At 61.9% G+C, this 17,437-nt stretch carries 22 protein-coding genes and 1 pseudogene; 11 read left to right on the forward strand and 12 right to left on the reverse strand.

Going from position 1 to position 17,437, the window contains the following annotated elements; genetic code table 11:
• The first annotated feature begins 64 nt into the window (after positions 1-64).
• Together ACZ89F_RS15570 and ACZ89F_RS15575 are read left to right on the forward strand one after the other, a co-directional pair.
• Positions 65-835: a hypothetical protein gene (locus tag ACZ89F_RS15570; RefSeq protein WP_476092769.1), complete on the forward strand. Its 771-nt coding sequence runs from the start codon at positions 65-67 to the stop codon at positions 833-835.
• Between the two features lie 27 nt (positions 836-862).
• Positions 863-1,069 carry a type II toxin-antitoxin system HicB family antitoxin gene (locus ACZ89F_RS15575; protein WP_476097292.1) on the forward strand — a complete coding sequence of 69 codons (207 nt, stop codon included), beginning with the start codon at positions 863-865 and terminating at the stop codon, positions 1,067-1,069.
• 46 nt (positions 1,070-1,115) lie between these two features.
• On the opposite strand, the gene ACZ89F_RS15580 is transcribed toward ACZ89F_RS15575, so the two are convergent.
• Together ACZ89F_RS15580 and ACZ89F_RS15585 are read right to left on the reverse strand one after the other, a co-directional pair.
• Positions 1,116-1,742 (reverse strand): hypothetical protein, encoded by a 627-nt coding sequence (locus tag ACZ89F_RS15580; protein ID WP_476092771.1) that lies wholly within the window; start codon positions 1,740-1,742, stop codon positions 1,116-1,118.
• Positions 1,735-2,256 (reverse strand): hypothetical protein, encoded by a 522-nt coding sequence (locus tag ACZ89F_RS15585; RefSeq protein WP_476092773.1) that lies wholly within the window; start codon positions 2,254-2,256, stop codon positions 1,735-1,737. Before ACZ89F_RS15585 ends, ACZ89F_RS15580 begins: the two co-directional genes overlap by 8 nt.
• 165 nt (positions 2,257-2,421) lie before the next feature.
• On the opposite strand from ACZ89F_RS15585, the gene ACZ89F_RS15590 reads away from it, so the two are divergent.
• On the forward strand, positions 2,422-2,781 hold the full coding sequence (locus ACZ89F_RS15590; protein WP_476092774.1) for a hypothetical protein: 360 nt from the start codon (positions 2,422-2,424) through the stop codon (positions 2,779-2,781).
• A gap of 14 nt (positions 2,782-2,795) precedes the next feature.
• Here the strand turns inward: ACZ89F_RS15590 and ACZ89F_RS15595 are convergent, their stop codons facing one another.
• The gene (locus tag ACZ89F_RS15595; protein WP_476092776.1) at positions 2,796-3,761 is read right to left on the reverse strand and encodes a DUF3592 domain-containing protein; all 966 of its coding nucleotides are present in this window, start codon (positions 3,759-3,761) and stop codon (positions 2,796-2,798) included.
• A gap of 388 nt (positions 3,762-4,149) precedes the next feature.
• The gene (locus ACZ89F_RS15600; protein ID WP_476092778.1) at positions 4,150-4,758 is read right to left on the reverse strand and encodes a class I SAM-dependent DNA methyltransferase; all 609 of its coding nucleotides are present in this window, start codon (positions 4,756-4,758) and stop codon (positions 4,150-4,152) included.
• A 65-nt stretch (positions 4,759-4,823) separates the two neighbouring features.
• On the opposite strand from ACZ89F_RS15600, the gene ACZ89F_RS15605 reads away from it, so the two are divergent.
• Positions 4,824-5,000 (forward strand): hypothetical protein, encoded by a 177-nt coding sequence (locus ACZ89F_RS15605; protein WP_476092779.1) that lies wholly within the window; start codon positions 4,824-4,826, stop codon positions 4,998-5,000.
• Between the two features lie 9 nt (positions 5,001-5,009).
• Here the strand turns inward: ACZ89F_RS15605 and ACZ89F_RS15610 are convergent, their stop codons facing one another.
• From ACZ89F_RS15610 to ACZ89F_RS15630, 5 genes are all read right to left on the reverse strand, one after another.
• A complete protein-coding gene (locus ACZ89F_RS15610) occupies positions 5,010-6,104 on the reverse strand; it encodes a glycoside hydrolase family 25 protein (protein WP_476092781.1) in 1,095 nt (364 codons plus the stop codon).
• A 178-nt stretch (positions 6,105-6,282) separates the two neighbouring features.
• Positions 6,283-7,074, reverse strand: coding sequence for a phosphodiester glycosidase family protein (locus ACZ89F_RS15615; protein WP_476092783.1), 792 nt, complete (start codon positions 7,072-7,074; stop codon positions 6,283-6,285).
• A gap of 71 nt (positions 7,075-7,145) precedes the next feature.
• Positions 7,146-8,018, reverse strand: a complete 873-nt coding sequence (locus tag ACZ89F_RS15620) for an undecaprenyl-diphosphate phosphatase (protein ID WP_476092785.1) — start codon at positions 8,016-8,018, stop codon at positions 7,146-7,148.
• Positions 8,019-8,206: 188 nt separating this feature from the next.
• A complete protein-coding gene (locus ACZ89F_RS15625; protein ID WP_476092786.1) occupies positions 8,207-8,404 on the reverse strand; it encodes a hypothetical protein in 198 nt (65 codons plus the stop codon).
• A gap of 283 nt (positions 8,405-8,687) precedes the next feature.
• The gene (locus ACZ89F_RS15630; protein ID WP_476092787.1) at positions 8,688-9,086 is read right to left on the reverse strand and encodes a GFA family protein; all 399 of its coding nucleotides are present in this window, start codon (positions 9,084-9,086) and stop codon (positions 8,688-8,690) included.
• A gap of 117 nt (positions 9,087-9,203) precedes the next feature.
• Here ACZ89F_RS15630 and ACZ89F_RS15635 point away from each other — a divergent pair, with 117 nt between their 5' ends.
• On the forward strand, positions 9,204-10,232 hold the full coding sequence (locus tag ACZ89F_RS15635; RefSeq protein ID WP_476092789.1) for an isopenicillin N synthase family dioxygenase: 1,029 nt from the start codon (positions 9,204-9,206) through the stop codon (positions 10,230-10,232).
• 33 nt (positions 10,233-10,265) lie between these two features.
• Here the strand turns inward: ACZ89F_RS15635 and ACZ89F_RS15640 are convergent, their stop codons facing one another.
• Together ACZ89F_RS15640 and ACZ89F_RS15645 are read right to left on the reverse strand one after the other, a co-directional pair.
• Positions 10,266-10,751 carry an SRPBCC family protein gene (locus tag ACZ89F_RS15640; RefSeq protein ID WP_476092790.1) on the reverse strand — a complete coding sequence of 162 codons (486 nt, stop codon included), beginning with the start codon at positions 10,749-10,751 and terminating at the stop codon, positions 10,266-10,268.
• A gap of 135 nt (positions 10,752-10,886) precedes the next feature.
• On the reverse strand, positions 10,887-11,135 hold the full coding sequence (locus ACZ89F_RS15645; RefSeq protein WP_013532091.1) for a ParB N-terminal domain-containing protein: 249 nt from the start codon (positions 11,133-11,135) through the stop codon (positions 10,887-10,889).
• A 197-nt stretch (positions 11,136-11,332) separates the two neighbouring features.
• Here ACZ89F_RS15645 and ACZ89F_RS15650 point away from each other — a divergent pair, with 197 nt between their 5' ends.
• Positions 11,333-11,749 carry an acyl-CoA thioesterase gene (locus tag ACZ89F_RS15650; RefSeq protein WP_476092791.1) on the forward strand — a complete coding sequence of 139 codons (417 nt, stop codon included), beginning with the start codon at positions 11,333-11,335 and terminating at the stop codon, positions 11,747-11,749.
• Between the two features lie 11 nt (positions 11,750-11,760).
• On the opposite strand, the gene ACZ89F_RS15655 is transcribed toward ACZ89F_RS15650, so the two are convergent.
• Positions 11,761-12,720, reverse strand: a complete 960-nt coding sequence (locus tag ACZ89F_RS15655; protein WP_476092792.1) for a LysR family transcriptional regulator — start codon at positions 12,718-12,720, stop codon at positions 11,761-11,763.
• A 135-nt stretch (positions 12,721-12,855) separates the two neighbouring features.
• Here ACZ89F_RS15655 and ACZ89F_RS15660 point away from each other — a divergent pair, with 135 nt between their 5' ends.
• From ACZ89F_RS15660 to ACZ89F_RS15680, 5 genes and pseudogenes are all read left to right on the forward strand, one after another.
• Positions 12,856-13,638: an ABC transporter substrate-binding protein gene (locus ACZ89F_RS15660; RefSeq protein WP_476092794.1), complete on the forward strand. Its 783-nt coding sequence runs from the start codon at positions 12,856-12,858 to the stop codon at positions 13,636-13,638.
• Between the two features lie 64 nt (positions 13,639-13,702).
• Positions 13,703-14,350 (forward strand): amino acid ABC transporter permease, encoded by a 648-nt coding sequence (locus ACZ89F_RS15665; protein ID WP_126069288.1) that lies wholly within the window; start codon positions 13,703-13,705, stop codon positions 14,348-14,350.
• Positions 14,351-14,362: 12 nt separating this feature from the next.
• Positions 14,363-15,022 carry an amino acid ABC transporter permease gene (locus ACZ89F_RS15670; RefSeq protein ID WP_476092796.1) on the forward strand — a complete coding sequence of 220 codons (660 nt, stop codon included), beginning with the start codon at positions 14,363-14,365 and terminating at the stop codon, positions 15,020-15,022.
• Positions 15,019-15,784, forward strand: a pseudogene (locus ACZ89F_RS15675) (amino acid ABC transporter ATP-binding protein). Before ACZ89F_RS15670 ends, ACZ89F_RS15675 begins: the two are co-directional and overlap by 4 nt.
• 8 nt (positions 15,785-15,792) lie before the next feature.
• Positions 15,793-17,436, forward strand: coding sequence for a N,N-dimethylformamidase beta subunit family domain-containing protein (locus ACZ89F_RS15680; protein ID WP_476092798.1), 1,644 nt, complete (start codon positions 15,793-15,795; stop codon positions 17,434-17,436).
• The last annotated feature ends 1 nt before the right edge of the window (position 17,437 follow it).

Here is a 17,437-nt window from a genome sequence, read left to right on the forward strand (position 1 = left end):
CGAAATGGCAAAGGGAACAAAAAGGGTACGACATAATTTGCTAAACAATACAACCGGAGCACTCATGTCAGAAGTTAAACCGATCTCAAGAACGCCGCCCGTTGACGTTCGACGACGGCTTCGAGCGGAAGTCGGCTTCGGATGCCCGATGTGCGGCTCTCCACACTTGGAATATCACCACTTCAATCCTACCTGGGCTGAGCAAAACCATCACGATCAACAGGGCATGATCGCATTGTGTGCCGAACATCACGCTGCCGCGGATTCGGGAGCGTTCACAAACGATCAACTTATGAGCCTCAAGCGGCCCAGCCATACCTTTGTCCAAAGTAGCTTTCAGTGGCGAAGGAAACACACCGTTTTCGTTTGCGGTGGAAATTACGCCTATCAATGCAACAGTATGCTTCGCGTAGGAGGGATAGACGTAATCTATTTTGAAAAAGACGAATTTGGATATGATACCCTTTCTTTGAATATATACGACATTTGCATGAATAGGGTATTCGAAATGCGGAAAAATGATTGGATATCTAGAATAAATGTAGATGATATTGAGGCACCTCCGGCCGCCCGGACGCTCTTATTCAAATCAGCTATCCATCGAGTTAACATCAGAATCGAATTCAAAGATCGGAAAATGTTGAACCGAGAGGACGAGAACATCTCTGCCGAATTTGGAATCCCCGCTGAGGAAAACGTCGTCTTCTGCTTCTTTACAGGTGATATGGCTGCACCGGTGCCCGTCAAATTTAACAACAGCAACATCCAGCTCGGCGGCATGATAATAGGAGGCAATCGTATGGCAGGCTGCGGTGTCGGCGTCCAAGTTGGTTGAGTTTAGTCCAATTAAGGGAGTACTGACATCCGTTACGCGGTAGTCATTGAAAAAGCAGGAAATAACTTTTCTGCCTATGTGCCGGACCTACCCGGCTGCATCGCGACCGGTGCGACGGTGTCTGAGGTGGAAACCGATATTCGCGACGCAATTCGCTTTCACATCGAAGGTTTGCGAGCCGATGGGCTGGATGTGCCCAAGGGTGTCAGCCTCGCCGAGTACGTAGAGGCATAGAAGGCAGACCGCGCGATCCACTCAATCTGGATCAGAATCCCAGCGCCTACCCCGCCGGCAACACCCGCAGCGTCTGCTCGTCAAACAGCGGCTCGTCCTGGCCGATCCGGACAAACAGCACTTTTCGTGCCTCACCCGCCGGCACCTCGAAATATTGGATGCCGTCAGGCATTTCGCCCCAGTCGCTGCAGGGCGGTTCTGGAACCTCGTCGGGATTGGCAAGCGCTTTCAATTCTTTCGCGTAGGCGGCGTCCGGGCTGAATGTGTAGCGTTTGACGTTGGCGGGCACGGTGCCCTCGGTGTAAGGCGTCAGCACGCAGCGGACGGTGACGGCCTTGTCAGTCTTTTCCAGGAACAGGCGCTGCAACGCGGCCTCGGCGGTTTCGCCTGGCTGGATGTCGAAGACCTCGACAAGAGGATCGGCCGCGCCGCCATCGCTGTATTTGATGGCGAGTGCGTTGCCGACGAACTCGAAATGGATCTGGCGGAAGCCGAAATCGCAGCGCTGCGCCCAGGCGGCCAGCCCGACATTTTTGTCCGTCAGCCTTTCCCAGACGCATTTGTCGATGGGCGGGCGCGATGGCGCCGGCTCGTCCGCACGCGCCGCCGTGATTGTCGTCGCGGATGCAAGCAGGGCGCTGGCCCAGATGATCGATCTCATGGCGCTATTCATCGCTGCATCCTGTCAAGGTGAAGGCATCCCACGCCGAGCCGGCGGGATTGGCATTGGCGAAATCGGCTCCTTCAGTGAAAGCCACGCCGAAATCAGGCAAGAGCAGCCCTTTCGGCGCCGGCGTCGCTTCGCGCGAGTTCAGCTGCTCAGCGCCGCCACCGGTCAAGGCATAGACTTGGCCCATCCAAATCCTGCACAGTCCGCTGCCGTCTTGCAGGCCCGCTTCGCGGTCGTCGTCGGTGCAGGTGTGGCGGATGGTGCCGAGCGGAAAGGAATTCCTGCCGTTGGTCCAGGTGATGTCGGCCGGCAGGTTTTTGTCCGTGTTGGGCACGGTCAGCGAAAAGACTTGCGCCGTCAGCGCCGCCGGCTCGTTGGCGAGCGGCCGGAATTGCATGACAGCGCCCGAGCGCGGCTCGCGATAGGTGGCGTGGCTGAGAAGGCATTCTTTTGCGTCGGCGGCTTGCATCGGGCCGAGCAGACCCAGGAGAACGAAGGCCAGTTTGCGTATGATCATCAGATGTCTCTGGGAAAGCATTGCCTGGGGCCGCACAGTCGCATCATCCGCGCAAAAGCATAAGCGAAATCCGGAACGGCCGCCTTATCCATACCCGGACGAAAACTTGCCCGCACAAATCACAACAATCTGTATGGTCGAGCACAGCGGCCCAGGAGACAGATGATGCGGCGTTTGGTGATGACGATGGCGATGTCCGCATTCGCGGTTGGCCCGGCATTGGCTGCGGCGCCCTATGTCGGGACATGGTCCGGCGACAGGCTGAACTGCAGGGCGACCGCCGACGTCCAACGTCAGACTGTGTTCACCGTGGATCGGGCGTCGCTTTCGCTTCCCAAGTTCGGCTGCGAGCACGCGACGTTTCGCAAAAGCCCGACCGGCTGGGTGGTGCATGCAAGCCAGTGCTACGGGTCGCACCCGTCGCTCGAGGAACCGTTCACGCGCGTCATCCGTATCGTCAGGCATGGCGGTACGCTGCGGTTCACCTGGCCTGGCTTCGATAGCGGACCCCTCGTCCGCTGCTGAAGGCGTCCGTCGGCTCAGAACAGTCCGATCAGAAACGCAGCGCCGCCGAGAAAGCCAGCCGAACAGACCCACAGCAGCCAGAGCCCGCGCACCCGGCATTCGAGCACCGCCGAGGCGGGGTTGGCGGGGTCATAGTGGACGTCGACCTTGCTGCCCTCGACATACTGCCGTGCCTGGCCGCCGACGAGGCCGGGCAGCGAAGCCGTCACTGTTCCGCCGAAGGTGACGCGATCGGCGCTGTAGCGCTGGCCGTCGACGCCATAGGAGTAGACGATGCGGGATTTGAAGACCGTGCGCCAGCGTCGATAGCCTGAATGGCTTTTGAGCGCCTGCAGGCCCGAGGCATCGATGCGGCCGGCCGTGACCGGCCATTTTGCCGCCTGCTCGGCCAACGATTTCTGGGCGAAACCCATGCGCAGGATCATCAGGCCCATGAACAGCAGCAACGCTCCCGCGCCGAGGTTCTGCGGCTTAGGCAGATGCGGGCCGATCGCCTCCAGCAGACCGCCGACGGAAAACACCAGCACCAGCGCGCCGACCACCAATCCGGCCGAAAGCTGGACCATGAACTTGAAGGCGCCGTCCGGCATGGTGCGCTCGATCACGGCTTTGCTCGGATCGGCCGGGTTGTAGAAGACAGTCACCTCCGCGCCGCGAGGAAACTGGGCAAGGGTCTCCTTGACTTCGAAATTCCCCAAATTCTCCTTCACGCTGTAGCGCGAGCTTTGAAATTTCTTGCCGCCGACCTTGTATTCGAAGGTGATCGCCGGAAAATTGCGCATTTCGGTGGTGTCGGTGCTGTCCGAGCCAACGCCAGAGCGTCTCACTTCACGGGCTTCGACGCGCGAGGAGATGATCTTTCCCGGCACCGGCAACCAGCGGCTGAGTGCCTTCACCTCGCGCCATTTCAGGAAGGTGATGAGCGACAGCATGCCGGCGACCACGCAGGCAAAGCCGACAAGCATAATCTTGAGTTCCAACTCGTCTCCCCCCAGGAGTGCAGGAGCCTGCACATAGACAGCAAGGCGACGCCAAAGTCTTGTATTTTCGAGAAGGCGCCTCTCCAGAAAGAAATGACTGTCTTCCGTTGATCCAGATCAACGCACATGCACCGCTCATGCTGTCTCCTCGACACTTATCGAAGGGAGAACGAGCATGTCGACTTACGACCTCATGGTTATCACCGCAGTGCTAGTCTGTTTCGGGTCATTCTCCGCAGTCCTGGCCTATGCCACCCTTGATGAATCGCGTCGCCGGTCACGCAGATAGGGTGGGCATATGGGGCGACTGCTCATCGCGGACAGGCACCGGCGTTCAGCCGACGCGACAGAAGGCTGAGCAGCCCAAACGGCAACAGCCCGCGGCGCGTCATGACGGCCTCACGGCCAGGAACGTGTTCCATTCTTCGCGATCACGGCCAACGTTGAAATCGTCCCTGATGAGGACCAGCCCGGCACTTTCGAGACGGGCCGCGAAGTCGTCCCTGCGCCAGTAGACCGTGTGATACTCGCCCGATGTCTCGCCATCGCCATTGCGCATCGAGACGAGGAAGACGCCGCCCGGCCGCAGCGACCCGGCTATCCTGGCAAGCACCTGGTCGGTCTGGTCGCGCGGCACATGGATCAACACGCACAGGGCCAGGACCGCGTCATAGGGACCGCCGAGATCATCGGTGATGAGATCGAGGAGTTCGCCGTGCTTGCCGCGCGCGGCCTGCAGCTCCAGAAACCGCCTGGTCGCGTCGGTGCGCCGAACCTTGACGCCCAAAGTCTCCAGAAAGTCCGCATCGTATCCGGGTCCCGACCCGACTTCCAGAATCCGGCCACTTGCGCCGGCGATCGCCACAAGGCGCTTCAGCGACGCCTGCTCCCTCTCGTTGGGAACATGGCGTACGATGGCATCGTATTGCTCCGCATAGTCCTCATAGGCACTGATCGTTTGACGGCTCTTCGCCAGATCCTGTGATGACACACCCATCTTTCCCTCCCTTGCACTCTACGTCGGTCAAAGGACCAGCCTCAGCGGATGCTGCCGTTGGGAACGTGTCCGTCGAGCATGCCGATATCGCGCAGGAAGTGGTCCGACAGGCAACGGCGGTCAAGCAGGCGGCGCGAGCGGGGCCTGAACGGAGCCGCAACGCGCCGAAGATCAGGGTGTTCCGCGACTGGGTGCTGGCCCAGACGGCGGATATCAGGGAGAGCGAAATACGCCGGGCCTGATGGGCTGTTTCAGTCGGCGTCGGCGACGGAAATCCGTCCACCGCCGGCAAAGGCGCGCCAGGCGCGTTCGTCGCCATGGAAGACGTTGAGGTCGATGCGGCCGGTGACCCCGTGCGACAGGCCGGAGCCGGAATACTGCCAGAACACCCATTTGCGGTCAGGGTAGACCTTTGACGGGTGCCGCGCCACGGCCCGCAGCCAGAACGGATAATCGAGGAAGGCGCCACGCAGATTGTCGCGATAGAAGTCGGGCGCGGTGTAGATGATGGGCCGCTGGCCGTAATGGCGCTCCAGCCTGTCCATGAACACCTGCATCTTCTCCAGCACCTTTTCGCGCGACGGCCGCCGCTTGCAACTGGATTCGCCATTCCATTCGACGTCGATGACCGGCGGCAGCGCGCCGTCCATCTTCGGCACGTTGCGGATGAACCAGTCGGCCTGTTCGCCGGCGGTGCGGCACCAGTAGAAGAAGTGATAGGCGCCGCGCCTCAAGCCGGCAGCGTCGGCATTGCGCCAGTTCTTCATGAACATCGGATCGAGATGGTCGCCGCCGTCTGTCGCCTTGATGTAGGCGAAGTTGGCGCCCTGGGCGCGCAGCTTGCCCCAGTTGACGTCGCCTTGCCAGCGCGAGACGTCGACGCCGTGCACGGCGAGGTGGCGCGGCGAAGCCTTGCCGAAATTGATCGGCTTGGCGTCGCGAAAACCATAACGGGTGAGTGGCCCCGCAAGCATGGCCGGAGCGGCGCGGGTCAATAGTTTTGGCGGCGACACCAAGGCTGCCGGCTCGACCGGCAGCCCGCCGACATCAGGCACCTGGGGATCAGGCACATCGGGCGCGGCAAAAACCCCCGTCTCTTCCTCCTCCGCCAAGCCGAACGGGCGCGTTTTTTCACCCGGACCGTTGCCAGACATGGGAGCCAATTCGGCCCTTGCCGCCCTGTTACCCCTTGCCGCCGGAGCAGCGGCGATCGGTGCCGGCGGCCGGATCACGGAACTGGTGGTTTCGCTCGATGGCAAATCCAGCGCATCGACGCCGGCTGTCGACGAGCAGCCGGCAAGGCACAACGATGCAATCAAAAAACTGACGACGCCCGGAATCCGCATCTGGACCTGTACTCAAAACACAACAGACCGAGGGCAAAACGACAGCCAACGGACAAACCGGATCATTTATGAATGAGAAATTACCAATAAAGTTTGAATCAAAGATTATTAGTCGGAGCGAAGGTTGGCGAACGGGGTCCGCAACGGCCAAGCGGGAGCCGGGAAGAGAGTTCGGGCGCTAGCCATTCTTCCTGAAGACCCCGATCATCGGCCCCAGATTCCAGTAGTCGTCGTTGCGGCCGATGGCAGGCGCAAACAGGCTGGATATCGTGCCGTCGAGGAACAGCGCATTGTCGCAGCCGAGAGCGTCGCGGAAGAGCCGGGCGAAGGCATGGAAGGTCACCGTGCCGTTCGAAATCGCAAAGACCGCGGCGCCGTCCTTTCGCACCCCGACACCGTCGCGGGTTTTTCGCGAGGTGCTGTCGGCCTGGAATTTCGGATGCAACTGGCCATCGATCACCAGCATCGGCCCGGATTGCGTCGCATAGTCGACGGAAGGGCGCCTTTTGACAAAATCCCTGGTGGCGCGGACCGCGGCCTTGCCGTCGCGCATGTAGAAAATACCGTTCGGCTGCAGGGAGAAATTGCCGCTTCCCGATCCCGTCTTCACCGAGGCTATTTCCTGGCCATGCTCGACATAGAGACCGACCGGCGCGAGGTTCGGATGATACATGCCGGCGTTGATGCCAAACAACATCGTGCGCCCGGCCGCCTGCTGCGCGGCATGGAGATTGTGCAGCGACTGAAAAGGCTTGCCTGCCGGATCCTTCCAGAACAGTTCGACCTGATATCGTTTCGGGTCGACCTCGCAAACGAGATAGCTGGTCGCCTCGAAGGCGAAGTCCCGGCATGGCGGTAGCGAGGCAACCCACTGGCCCAACCCCATGCCGAGTGCCGCCACCGACGGCAGTGCGCCCTTGGCCAGCGCCAGCAGCAGCGGCACCGATTGCAGAAAGGTCAGAAAATCCATGCGCGTACCGGAATCCAGTTCGATGATCCGGTACGGATATAGCCCGTTTCAAGCGATACTGTGAAAGTGCCCTAGACGAGCCATCCCATCGCCACGCCCAGCAGCAGGACGACGCCGAGCAGGCCGCGATAGATGACGAACGGCCAGGCCGAAAAACGCTCCAGCACGTGCATCAGCCCCCATATGGCGAAGAAGGCGGAGATCGAGGCGACGACCAGCCCGACGGCGAGGATCGACCAGCCATGGGCGTCGAGATGGACCTTGTGCAGCTCCCAAAGCTCCTTGAGGCCAGCGAGTGCGATCGCGGGCAGCCCGAGCAGGAAGGAGAAGCGCGCCGCCTCGGCGCGCTTGAAGCCGAGCCCCAGTGCCGCCGTCAGCGTCGAGCCCGAGCGCGAGACGCCCGGAATCAGCGCGCCGATCTGGGCGATGCCGACGAGCAGCGCGTCGCTCAGCGAGGCTTCGACCATGGTGCGCCGGTGACGTGCAAAGATCTCGGCCAGCGCCAGCAGGATCGCCATGGCGATGCATGCCCAACCGATCACCGTCAGGCTGCGCAGCGGCGAATTGCAGGCGTTGAGCACACCCGACAGCGCCACGCCGGCGATGACGATCGGGATCGTCGCCAGCACGATCCACAGCGCCAGCTTGAAATGCCGGTCAGCGAAATCGCGTCGTGCCAGCGCGTCGAGCGACCCAAACAGGATATCCCTGACGTCACTCCAGAAATAGCTGACCACCGCGGCAAGGGCCGCAAGCTGCATGGCGGCGGAGAAGGCGGAACCGGGATCCTGCCAGCCGAGCACGGCCGGCACGATGCGCATATGGGCGGTGGAGGAAATCGGCAGCAATTCGGTGATGCCTTGCACCACGCCGAGGAACGCCACCTTGGCGAACCCCAGGCCGACGAAGCCCGTATCCAGGCCTTGAGTGCAGATGTCGGCCAATGTCGAATTCCATGCGTGAGAGATCGGACTTGCGCGGACCGACCAGCGTCGGTCAATCCGAGGCAAGCCTTATCGTCATGGGCCGGATAATCAATTTACGGATTTGTAAGCTGGTGCCGAGATGCACGCGATTCAAAACCGACCCACCTTGGGGCCGGCTTGAAGTCATAGGGAAAACCGCAAGGCGATCACGGGCAGAGCCAGAGTTTCTGGCATGTCCTGGCGATCACATGCGCCGGCGGCACCTCAGGTTCATCGACGGAAGGCCGGCGAACCCGTTCGAGCAGCATGCGCACCTGTTCGGGGCGCACACGATCGCGCTCCATCACAAGCAGGACCATCGGATCGCTCAAAAGCTCGTCCAGGGTGCTGATGCTGTCGTTCATCCGTCGTCTCCTCGAATGCCGTGCCCGCGCCCCTTAAATAGGGAGACAAAGATGGCCCGCCAATGACGCTTTGCCGGCTATCTCGTGTTGATTTGGATTAAATTTTGTCCAGGGTGAAATGCGGTCCGCGCAGCGGACGAAAAGCCAATTGCTTGGCTTTTCGAGCTTTGAACGCCCTGAACGCCCTGAGCGCCCTGAGCGCCCTGAGCATGCGAAGAGCCGGACGGTGGACGATCCGCCATGCCGGATCCCCCTTTCCGGCATGGTCGGAGAAGGGAAAAACTCAGCCTGGCGGCGGGGCGCCTTCGTGCTGCGGCAGGCCGTCATCGAGCACCAGCCAGGGCTGCTTCGAGGCCGTGAAAATATGCATTTGCGGTTTGAAAACAGAGGGATCGTCGAGCGAACCAGTGGTGACGCCGATGATATCAGCGGAATCGCGCCGGGAGAACATCGTCGTGCCGCAGCCCGGACAAAAGCCGCGCTTGAGATCTGGCGAGGAGTTTATCGTCGCCAATGGCCCATCGACCGTCAAATCGTCGATGCGAAACAGCACGCGTGCGTTGAAGGCGGCACCGATCGCCTTCTGGCAAACCCGGCAGTGGCAGATGCGTTCGTTGATGGGCGCCGCGTCGGTGCGGTAGCGCACCGCCTTGCACAGGCATCCGCCCTCATATCTTGCCATCGCCCGGATCCATTGGTTGAGAGAATAAGCGACAAGGTAGCGGTGAGGCCGATTGGGTCAATTGAAAAGCTTTGATACAACACCATCGATTATGGTGATGCGGGTGGAACTGGAGCCATGACGCCGGACATCGAAACCATCGGCATTGCGGACCTGTTCGGGCCGCCCTCGCCCGCTCGCGACCGCATCGACGCCAGGATCATGGCTGCCGCCTCCGGGATCGGCTTCATGGCGGTCCGGGACTTTCCCGGCGACGATTGGCTGACGCCGGACAAACGCGCGCAAGTGCTGCGCATCTTCTCGCTTGCCGACGCCGAGAAACAGAAACTGCTGCGCTGGAATTTCGACCGCACGAAAAACAATTTCTATCGCGGCTGGTTCCCGCTGCAGCCGACCGCCGTCTCCTACAAGGAAGGCATCGACATGGGACCGGACCTTGCCCATGCGGCTGATGTCCCGGCTTCCGACGATCCGTTGTGCGAGCCGACGCCCTTGCCGGCCGAAGACGCCCTGCCCGGCTGGCGTGCGGCGGCAGCGGATTACTACCGCGCGATGGAGATGGTGGGCAACGCGCTGATGCGCTCGATCGCCCGCGGGCTTGGCCTGCCGGAAACGATCTTCGATGCCAATTTCGACCATGGCATCTCGACGCTACGGCTGATCCGTTATCCCCTGCGGGACGCCAATGCCGGGGTCGACACCAGTGGGCCGGAATTTTCGGTTGTCCACAAGGGCGAGACTCGCGCCATCATAGGCCGCGAGCATGCCGATTCAGGTTTCGTCACCTTGCTGGCGCAGGACGGCGTCGAGGGCTTGCAGGCAAAGACCCTCGCCGGCGAATGGATCGACGTGCCACCGGCCAACGGCACGCTGGCGGTCAATTTCGGCCAGTTGCTGGAGCGCTGGACCGGCGGGCGCGTCCGGGCGACGCGGCATCGGGTGATTGCGCCGAAGACAGCACGCTTCTCGATCCCGTTCTTCTACGAACCACGCGTCGATGCCGAGATCGCGCCTCTGCCGCTGGCGGGCACTGAGCCCTTCGAGCCGTTTCTCTATGGCGACTATCTCTGGGAGGCGGCGACGAACTTCGTCGAGATGAGAGGCATCAAACATCTCAGGCAGCCGCGCCGCGCCAAGGCTTCTTAAGCCCCAACGCGATTGTCTTCGGGGCGGCCGTCGTCAAAGTCCCTTGGCGAGTTGTTCGAGTTGGTCGGTGCACTGGCCCCAGCCCTCGTGGAAACCCATCTTCTCGTGCTGCTCGCGGTCGGCAGCGCTCCAGTGCCTGACCCTCGCGATGTAGCGGGTCTTGCCGTTGCCTTCGTCCTCGAAGGTCAGCACGCCGGTCATGAACGGCTTTTCCGATGGCTCCCATGCCTTTGTGTAGGCGTCGGTGAAGACGATCTTCTTGCCGGGAATGACTTCGAGGAAGACACCCGGGTTGGGAAATTCGTTGCCGTCGGGGCCTGCCATGACGACAAGGCTCGAGCCGCCGCTGCGCACATCCATTTCGGCGCGTGGCGTCGTCCACGGCTTTGGCGCGAACCACTGCGTCACCAGTTTCGGGTCGGTCCAGCAGCGATAGACGTTTTCGCGCGGCGCATCGATGATGCGGGCAAGGACCAGTTCGCGGTCGGTGGCGGGAGCGATGTCGAGCTTGGTGGTCATGGTGGTGTCCTCGGAGTGCGTTTGATCTGGCTTCCGCCCCAAGGACGAGCCGATGAACCGCAAACCGACACCGCCAGCGAAAATTTTGCGACGACGTTGGTGCGTGCGCCGATTGGGTGGCGAACGAAGGACGTATCAGTGACGCTTGGCTTGCACCAGATAGGCCTCTATCTCGGTCTCGCCGAGCCACTTTGCCGCCTCCAGCCGATGCAGGCCTTCGACGAGGATATGGCGCTTGCCGTCATGGCGGACCTGGATCGGCGTCTTCATGCCGTTTTCCAGGATGTCCTCGGCCAGATGGCGGACGGTCTCGGGATGCAGCGTCTTCTTGCGCGCCGTCGGCACGTAGATCTCGTCGACCTTGACCTTCTGCACTCTGAGCATGCCGACCCCCGTGGCGGAAACGCCGCCTCCCCTGAGATAGTCCGTTTGATGGAGGCGGCCAAGGGCGCGGCTAACGAATACGAGGCGCGAAGGCCATTCCCGGCCTGAAGATGCCATGACAGCAGACCGTTTGCCTGTCGGCGTGCGTTTCGATATTGCGTCGGCGCGATCGTCGATGGCCACGGAGCAAAATCCCCATGAGCAAATCTCTCGTCACCTTTGTCGGCGTCGCTCATCCCTGGATGTGCGATGTGATGGGGCACGTGAATGTGCGTCACTACGCGGCGATGTTCGACGATGCCAGCTTCCAGCTTCTCGGCCATATCGCCGGACAGGACGATAACCAGGCGTCGCAAATCGGATGGGCCGATGTGCGCACCGAAATCGACTATCGGCATGAAACGAAAGCCGGTGCGCTCATCACCATCCGCTCGCATGTCGTGAAGATCGGCCGTACGTCAGTCACCTTCGAACAGGTTATGTCGGGCTCGCTAGACGGCGTTGTCCGGGCATCGAGCCGGACGACCAGCGTGCGCTTCGACCTCGCCCAGCGCGCCTCGGTGGCGCTGGACGAGCCGATGCGCAACCGCGCGGCGGCCTTGCTGAATGAATAAGCGAAGACCGGTCAGCCTTGGTAGATGCGGTCCTCGAGCGGCGTCTCGGCAATTAGCGTCTGCAGCCCTGACAGCAGCGCCTTCTCGGCGCGGTTCATCGCCTTGTCCGGATTGAGCAACAGGAAGATGTCGATGGCCGGCGGCGCATCGTAGGGCGGCAGCCGCCACAGCATTCCATCCGCCACATCGCGCCGCGCCACGTGCAGCGGCAGCGGGCCGATGCCGAGCCCGGCGACGATCATGCGCCGTACCTCTTCCAGGCTGGAGGACACGCCGACGACATCGGCGTTCAGCCGGGCTTCGCTGCGCAACAGCGCGACCGGCCGCAACGCATCCGAAATATGGTCGGTCTGGAACGATACCGAGGGTTCATTCCTGAGATCGGCCAGCGTCAGTCCTTTTTGCCCGTAGAGCCTGTGCTGCGGCCCGCAGAAGAAGCCGAAGAACTCGCGGTAGACCATCGCATATTCCAGCGCCGGATCGCGCTGGCTGACCAGGCAGATGCCGAAGGAGGCACGCCGCTCCCTCACCTGCTTGGCGACTTCGGTGCTAGCCGCCACCGAAATGGTGATGCTGGCGCGCGGGTAGTTGCGGTGAAACTCCGACAGTGCCTGATCGAAGAGCGGCGAGACGACATGGCTTGCGGTGGCGATCATCACATGGCCGGTGACGTCGTCGCTGATGCCGCGCATCAGCAGCGGCAGTTGCGATATGGTGCCGAACACCTCGACGCTCTGCTCGTAGAGAAGGCGTCCGACCTCGGTGAGTTCGAAACGTGTCGCGTCGCGCTCGACCAGCCGCCGACCGACCCGATCTTCCAGCCGCCGCAGGGCGTTGCTGACGCTGGGCTGCTTGAGGTTCAGCCGCTCGGCGGCGCGCGTGATGCTCTTGACCTCCGCGATGACGACGAACGTCCGCAGAAGGTTCCAGTCCAGATCCCAGACCAGCCGTTCGGGGCGCGGCAGTGCCATTCCTGATATCTATGCTCCCTATTCCCATTATCTATTTGCGCAATGATACCGCAAAGGCAATCATTGAAGTCAGGAAAGCGTCCGTACGCCTCCCAAGAACAAACCTTGCGCGCCATCCAGAGGACAGGAAATCAGATGAACAGAGTATTTTCCGGCATCGCCGTTGCAGCCCTGCTGCTTGCGTCGACCCTCACGACCGTTTCGGCCAGGGCCGACGACCTCGAGAAGATCAAGGCGGCGGGCGAGCTGAAGATTTCCATGAGCGGTCAGTATCCGCCCTTCAACTTCGTCAACGACCAGAATGAAGTCGTCGGCTTCGACGCCGATATCGGCAAGGCCATCGCCGAGCGCATCGGCGTCAAGGGTACCATCATCACCACGGCCTGGGACGGCATCATCGCCGGCCTGCTCGCCAACAAATACGACACCGTCGTCGGCTCGATGACGATCACGCCGGAGCGCGAAAAGGTGGTCGATTTCGTCGGGCCTTACTACCATGCCGGCCGCGCCGTTTTCGTCAACGAGGCGTCCAAGGTGCAGAGCCTCGATGACCTCAAGGGCAAGACCATTGGCGTGACGCTGGGCGAAACGCACGAGAAATGGGCGCGCGAAAAGGGCGGCTGGGATATCCGCACCTACAAGGGCCTGCCGGAACTGCTGCTGGAGCTGAGGGCCGGCCGCGTCGATGCCATCGTCGTCGACAACATTCCGGTCATGGTTGCCGTCAAGGAGACGGGTGAGAAAGTCCGCAAGCTCAACACGCCCGATATCGAAGGCGGCGCTGTCGCCATCGGCATCGCCATCCGCAAGGACAATCCGGAATTGAAGGCTGCCATGCAGAAGGCGCTGGACGACATGCTGGCGGACGGCAGCTACGAAAAGATCTCGATGAAGTGGGTCGGCAGCGACATCCGCTGATCACTCCTGGCCTCAGGCGGCCAAAGCCGCCTGAGGCCGAGCGTCACTCCTGCTGGACCCTTTCATGGATTTCTCCTTGATGCAGCGCGTCTTCCCGTTCTTCGTGGAAGCCGCCCTGGTGACGATCGAGATCACGGTGCTGGCCCTTATCCTGGGCCTTGCGGCTGCTTCATTGGCCGCGGCCGCCAAGATGTCGAGATCGGCGATCCTGCGGACCATCGGCACGCTCTATGTCAGCCTGTTTCGCGGCACTCCGTGCCTGATCCAGCTCTTCGTGCTCTATTTCGGCGGCCCGCAGATCGGCATCAATCTGGAGCCATTCGCGGCCGGCGTCATCGGCCTCGGCCTCAACATCGGCGCCTATATGGCGGAATCGATCCGTGGCGCGCTGGTCGCGGTCGACAGGGGCCAGACCGAGGCCGCCCGTACAATCGGCTTCAGCCGTTTCCAGACCTTGCGCAAGGTCGTGCTGCCGCAGGCCGCGCGGCTGATGATCCGGCCGCTCGGGGTCAATACAGTTGCTTTGTTGAAGGGATCCGCACTGGTGTCGACCATTTCAGTCGTCGAACTGACCTACACCGCCCAGCGCTTCATCGGCTCCACCTACAAGCCGTTCGAGATCTTCGGCGTTGCAGCCCTGCTATACATGATCATGGTCTACGCGGTCGCACGGGTCGTCGACCTGCTCGACAAACGCTTCGCCATCGTCTGACCGGAGAGCACGATGCAAGGTTTGGATTTCACCGTCGTCGCGCCCTACTGGGATCTTCTGCTGATCGGCGCCTGGTGGACCGCGGTGCTGACCGTTTCGGCGGGCGCGCTCAGCTTCATCGGCGGCATCCTGTTTGCGGTCACCGTGCTCTATGCTCCGGTGATCGTCGCCTATCCCGTGCGCGCCTTGATGTGGGTGTTCATGGGCACGCCGCTGCTGCTGCAGCTGTTCCTGATCTATTTCGGCCTGGTGCAGATCGGCATCGACATTCCCGCCCTTGCCGCCGGCATTGTTGGACTTGGCCTGCATTTTGCCGTCTACAATGCCGATATCATCCGCGCCGGCATCGTGGCCGTCGATGTCGGCCAGACCGAAGGTGCGCGCAGCATCGGTTTCGGCAAGTGGCAGACGCTGCGCCATGTCGTGGTACCGCAAGCCATCCGCAACACGGCACCGCCGATCGGCGGCAATCTGATCGCGCTGCTGAAGGAGTCCTCGATCGTCTCGGTCATCGGTATCGCGGAGCTGGTCCATTCGGCCCAGCTGGCGATCAGCGAAACGTTCCGCCCGTTCGAGTTCTACATCACGGCCGCGGCGCTCTATTACATTCTCAACCTTGTGCTCGAGGCGGCCTTGCGCCTGTTCGAAAGACATGTGGAGGCTTCCCGATGAGCACACAGCGGCCAATGGTCGAGGTTCGCGGCGCGCGCAAATCGTTCGGCGCGGTCGAGGTCCTCAGAGGTATCGACCTGTCGGTCGACCGCGGTCAGATCGTCGCGATCATCGGGCCGAGCGGCTCCGGCAAGAGCACGCTGCTGCGCTCCATCAACCATCTGGAATCCCTGAACTCCGGTGAAGTCTGGCTCGACGGCGTGCAGGTCAACCAGCCTTTGCACGGCCAGGCTTTCGAGCGGCACATCAACAAGGTGGCGCCAGCAGATGGGCATGGTGTTTCAGCACTTCAATCTGTTCCCGCATCTGACCGTGATCGAGAACATTTCCATGGGACCGATGATCCTCAAAGGCATGAGCAGGAGTGACGCGCATGCGCTTGCGCATAGCCTGTTGTCCAAGGTCGGGCTCGCCGACAAGATCGACGCCTATCCGTCGCGGCTTTCGGGCGGCCAGAAGCAGCGTGTGGCGATTGCCCGTGCGCTGGCGATGCAGCCCAAGGTGATGCTGTTCGACGAGGCCACTTCGGCGCTCGACCCGGAACTGGTCGACGAGGTCAACGCGGTGATGAAACAGCTTGCCGCCGAACACATGACCATGCTCATCGTAACGCATGAGATGCGCTTTGCCGGCGAAGTGGCCGACAGGGTTCTATTCATGGATGGTGGCGTTGTCGTCGAGGAAGGCCCGCCGGGCGACATGTTCCGCGCTCCGCAGAAGGAACGCACGCGCAGCTTCCTCAAGAAATACCTTTCCGCCTGAGTATCATCATGACCAGACCAAACACGGAATTTCCCGATTTCGGACTGACGCCGGAGCAGCGCCGGCACGCGGTGCGTGGCCACTATTACGAATGGCCGGGGATGGATGGCGAGCGTGGCGAGATCTGGTGCTACAGCGACCGGCTTTCCTATCGCGCCGGCGAGACGGTGGCGTTGCATGTCAGTTCGACAGCTCCGACGTTCGGCATGACAATCACCCGGGATGGCGGCAGCGAGACCAAAGTGTTCGAGAAATCGGGCATCGCTGCGCGCTGGCAAGAAAGTCCGGACCAATGTTCGGCTGAAGGCTGCGGCTGGGAAGCCTCGTTCGAATTCCGTATCGGGAGCGACTGGCCGTCAGGAGCCTATCGGGTCACGCTGACCGCGGACGGCCGCGACGGCAAGCCGATCCAATCCCATCATATTTTCATCGTCGCGCCCCAGCCCGGCAAGAAGCCCGGTCGTGTGCTGCAGGTGGCGGCGACGGGAACATGGCTCGCCTACAACACCTGGGGCGGCTCCAACCACTACCAGGGCATCACCGGGCCGGACCGCAACCAGTATTCGCCCATCGTGTCGACGCAGCGCCCCTGGTGCCGTGGCTTCGTCGTGCTGCCGAAAGACGCGCCGCGCGTACCGTTGGAAGTCGCCGTGCCACCGAAGACGGTGCCGCGTTATCCCCATATGGAATGGGCGCTCGCCACCGGCCATTCGAAGAAATACGCCTCGTCGGGCTGGGCCAGTTACGACAGCCACTTCTTCCGCTTCGCTGAGCGGGCCGGCTATGAAGTCGATCTCGCCAGCCAGCACGATCTGCATGTTTCACCTGAGATTCTCGACGGCTATGACTGCGCCGTCTTCGTCGGCCATGACGAATATTGGACCTGGGAGATGCGCGATGCCGTCGACACCTATGTCGAGCACGGCGGCCATGCGGCGCGCTTTGCCGGCAATTTCATGTGGCAGACACGGCTCGAGGACGAGGGCCGCCGGCAAGTCTGCTACAAATATCGCTCGCGTGCCGAAGACCCGGCCTATCTTCCAGGCGGCGACGTCACCCGCGCCACCAATTCCTGGGAAGCGCCGGAAATCGGCCGGCCGGGTTCGGCGACCTTCGGGCTCAATGCGACCCGTGGCCTCTATGCCGGCTGGGGCGGCTGCGCGCCGCGCGGCGTGCGTGGCTTTCCGGTCTACCGGCCCGAGCATTGGGCCTTTGCTGGCACCGGCATCTACTATGGCGACCTGCTGGGCGCCGACAGCCATGTCTATGGCTACGAGGTCGACGGGCTCGAGTTCGAGATACGCGGCGGCCTGCCCTACCCCACGTCCGATAGCGGCGCGCCAGACGGGCTGCAGGTGCTCGCCGTCGGCATGGCCTCCCAGGTCGAGGAAAGCGCCGACATCCCGATCGAGGACCAGTTCCTCACCGACGAGGATGGCCGCTTCACCGCCGAAACCCTGTTCGGCGAGGCGAGCGACGCCAATCTGGAAAAGGTCAAACGCGGCAACGGCATGATCGTCAACTTCCCGCGTGGCAAGGGCGAGGTGTTCCACGCCGGAAGCTGCGAATGGGTCGCCGGCCTGCTAAGACAAGACCCGATGGTCGAACGCGTTACCCGCAATGTCCTCGATCGTTATCTCGGAAAGTCCTGAC

This window comes from Mesorhizobium sp. USDA 3734 (assembly GCF_056279665.1).

What these genes read in the sequence shown, in the direction of transcription:
- ACZ89F_RS15570 (WP_476092769.1), top strand. Translation starts at nt 65, where the DNA reads ATGTCAGAAGTTAAACCGATCTCAAGAACGCCGCCCGTTGACGTTCGA.
- ACZ89F_RS15580 (WP_476092771.1), bottom strand. Translation starts at nt 1,742, where the DNA reads ATGAATAGCGCCATGAGATCGATCATCTGGGCCAGCGCCCTGCTTGCA.
- ACZ89F_RS15585 (WP_476092773.1), bottom strand. Translation starts at nt 2,256, where the DNA reads ATGATCATACGCAAACTGGCCTTCGTTCTCCTGGGTCTGCTCGGCCCG.
- ACZ89F_RS15590 (WP_476092774.1), top strand. Translation starts at nt 2,422, where the DNA reads ATGCGGCGTTTGGTGATGACGATGGCGATGTCCGCATTCGCGGTTGGC.
- ACZ89F_RS15600 (WP_476092778.1), bottom strand. Translation starts at nt 4,758, where the DNA reads ATGGGTGTGTCATCACAGGATCTGGCGAAGAGCCGTCAAACGATCAGT.
- ACZ89F_RS15610 (WP_476092781.1), bottom strand. Translation starts at nt 6,104, where the DNA reads ATGCGGATTCCGGGCGTCGTCAGTTTTTTGATTGCATCGTTGTGCCTT.
- ACZ89F_RS15615 (WP_476092783.1), bottom strand. Translation starts at nt 7,074, where the DNA reads ATGGATTTTCTGACCTTTCTGCAATCGGTGCCGCTGCTGCTGGCGCTG.
- ACZ89F_RS15625 (WP_476092786.1), bottom strand. Translation starts at nt 8,404, where the DNA reads ATGAACGACAGCATCAGCACCCTGGACGAGCTTTTGAGCGATCCGATG.
- ACZ89F_RS15630 (WP_476092787.1), bottom strand. Translation starts at nt 9,086, where the DNA reads ATGGCAAGATATGAGGGCGGATGCCTGTGCAAGGCGGTGCGCTACCGC.
- ACZ89F_RS15635 (WP_476092789.1), top strand. Translation starts at nt 9,204, where the DNA reads ATGACGCCGGACATCGAAACCATCGGCATTGCGGACCTGTTCGGGCCG.
- ACZ89F_RS15640 (WP_476092790.1), bottom strand. Translation starts at nt 10,751, where the DNA reads ATGACCACCAAGCTCGACATCGCTCCCGCCACCGACCGCGAACTGGTC.
- ACZ89F_RS15645 (WP_013532091.1), bottom strand. Translation starts at nt 11,135, where the DNA reads ATGCTCAGAGTGCAGAAGGTCAAGGTCGACGAGATCTACGTGCCGACG.
- ACZ89F_RS15650 (WP_476092791.1), top strand. Translation starts at nt 11,333, where the DNA reads ATGAGCAAATCTCTCGTCACCTTTGTCGGCGTCGCTCATCCCTGGATG.
- ACZ89F_RS15655 (WP_476092792.1), bottom strand. Translation starts at nt 12,720, where the DNA reads ATGGCACTGCCGCGCCCCGAACGGCTGGTCTGGGATCTGGACTGGAAC.
- ACZ89F_RS15660 (WP_476092794.1), top strand. Translation starts at nt 12,856, where the DNA reads ATGAACAGAGTATTTTCCGGCATCGCCGTTGCAGCCCTGCTGCTTGCG.
- ACZ89F_RS15665 (WP_126069288.1), top strand. Translation starts at nt 13,703, where the DNA reads ATGGATTTCTCCTTGATGCAGCGCGTCTTCCCGTTCTTCGTGGAAGCC.
- ACZ89F_RS15670 (WP_476092796.1), top strand. Translation starts at nt 14,363, where the DNA reads ATGCAAGGTTTGGATTTCACCGTCGTCGCGCCCTACTGGGATCTTCTG.
- ACZ89F_RS15680 (WP_476092798.1), top strand. Translation starts at nt 15,793, where the DNA reads ATGACCAGACCAAACACGGAATTTCCCGATTTCGGACTGACGCCGGAG.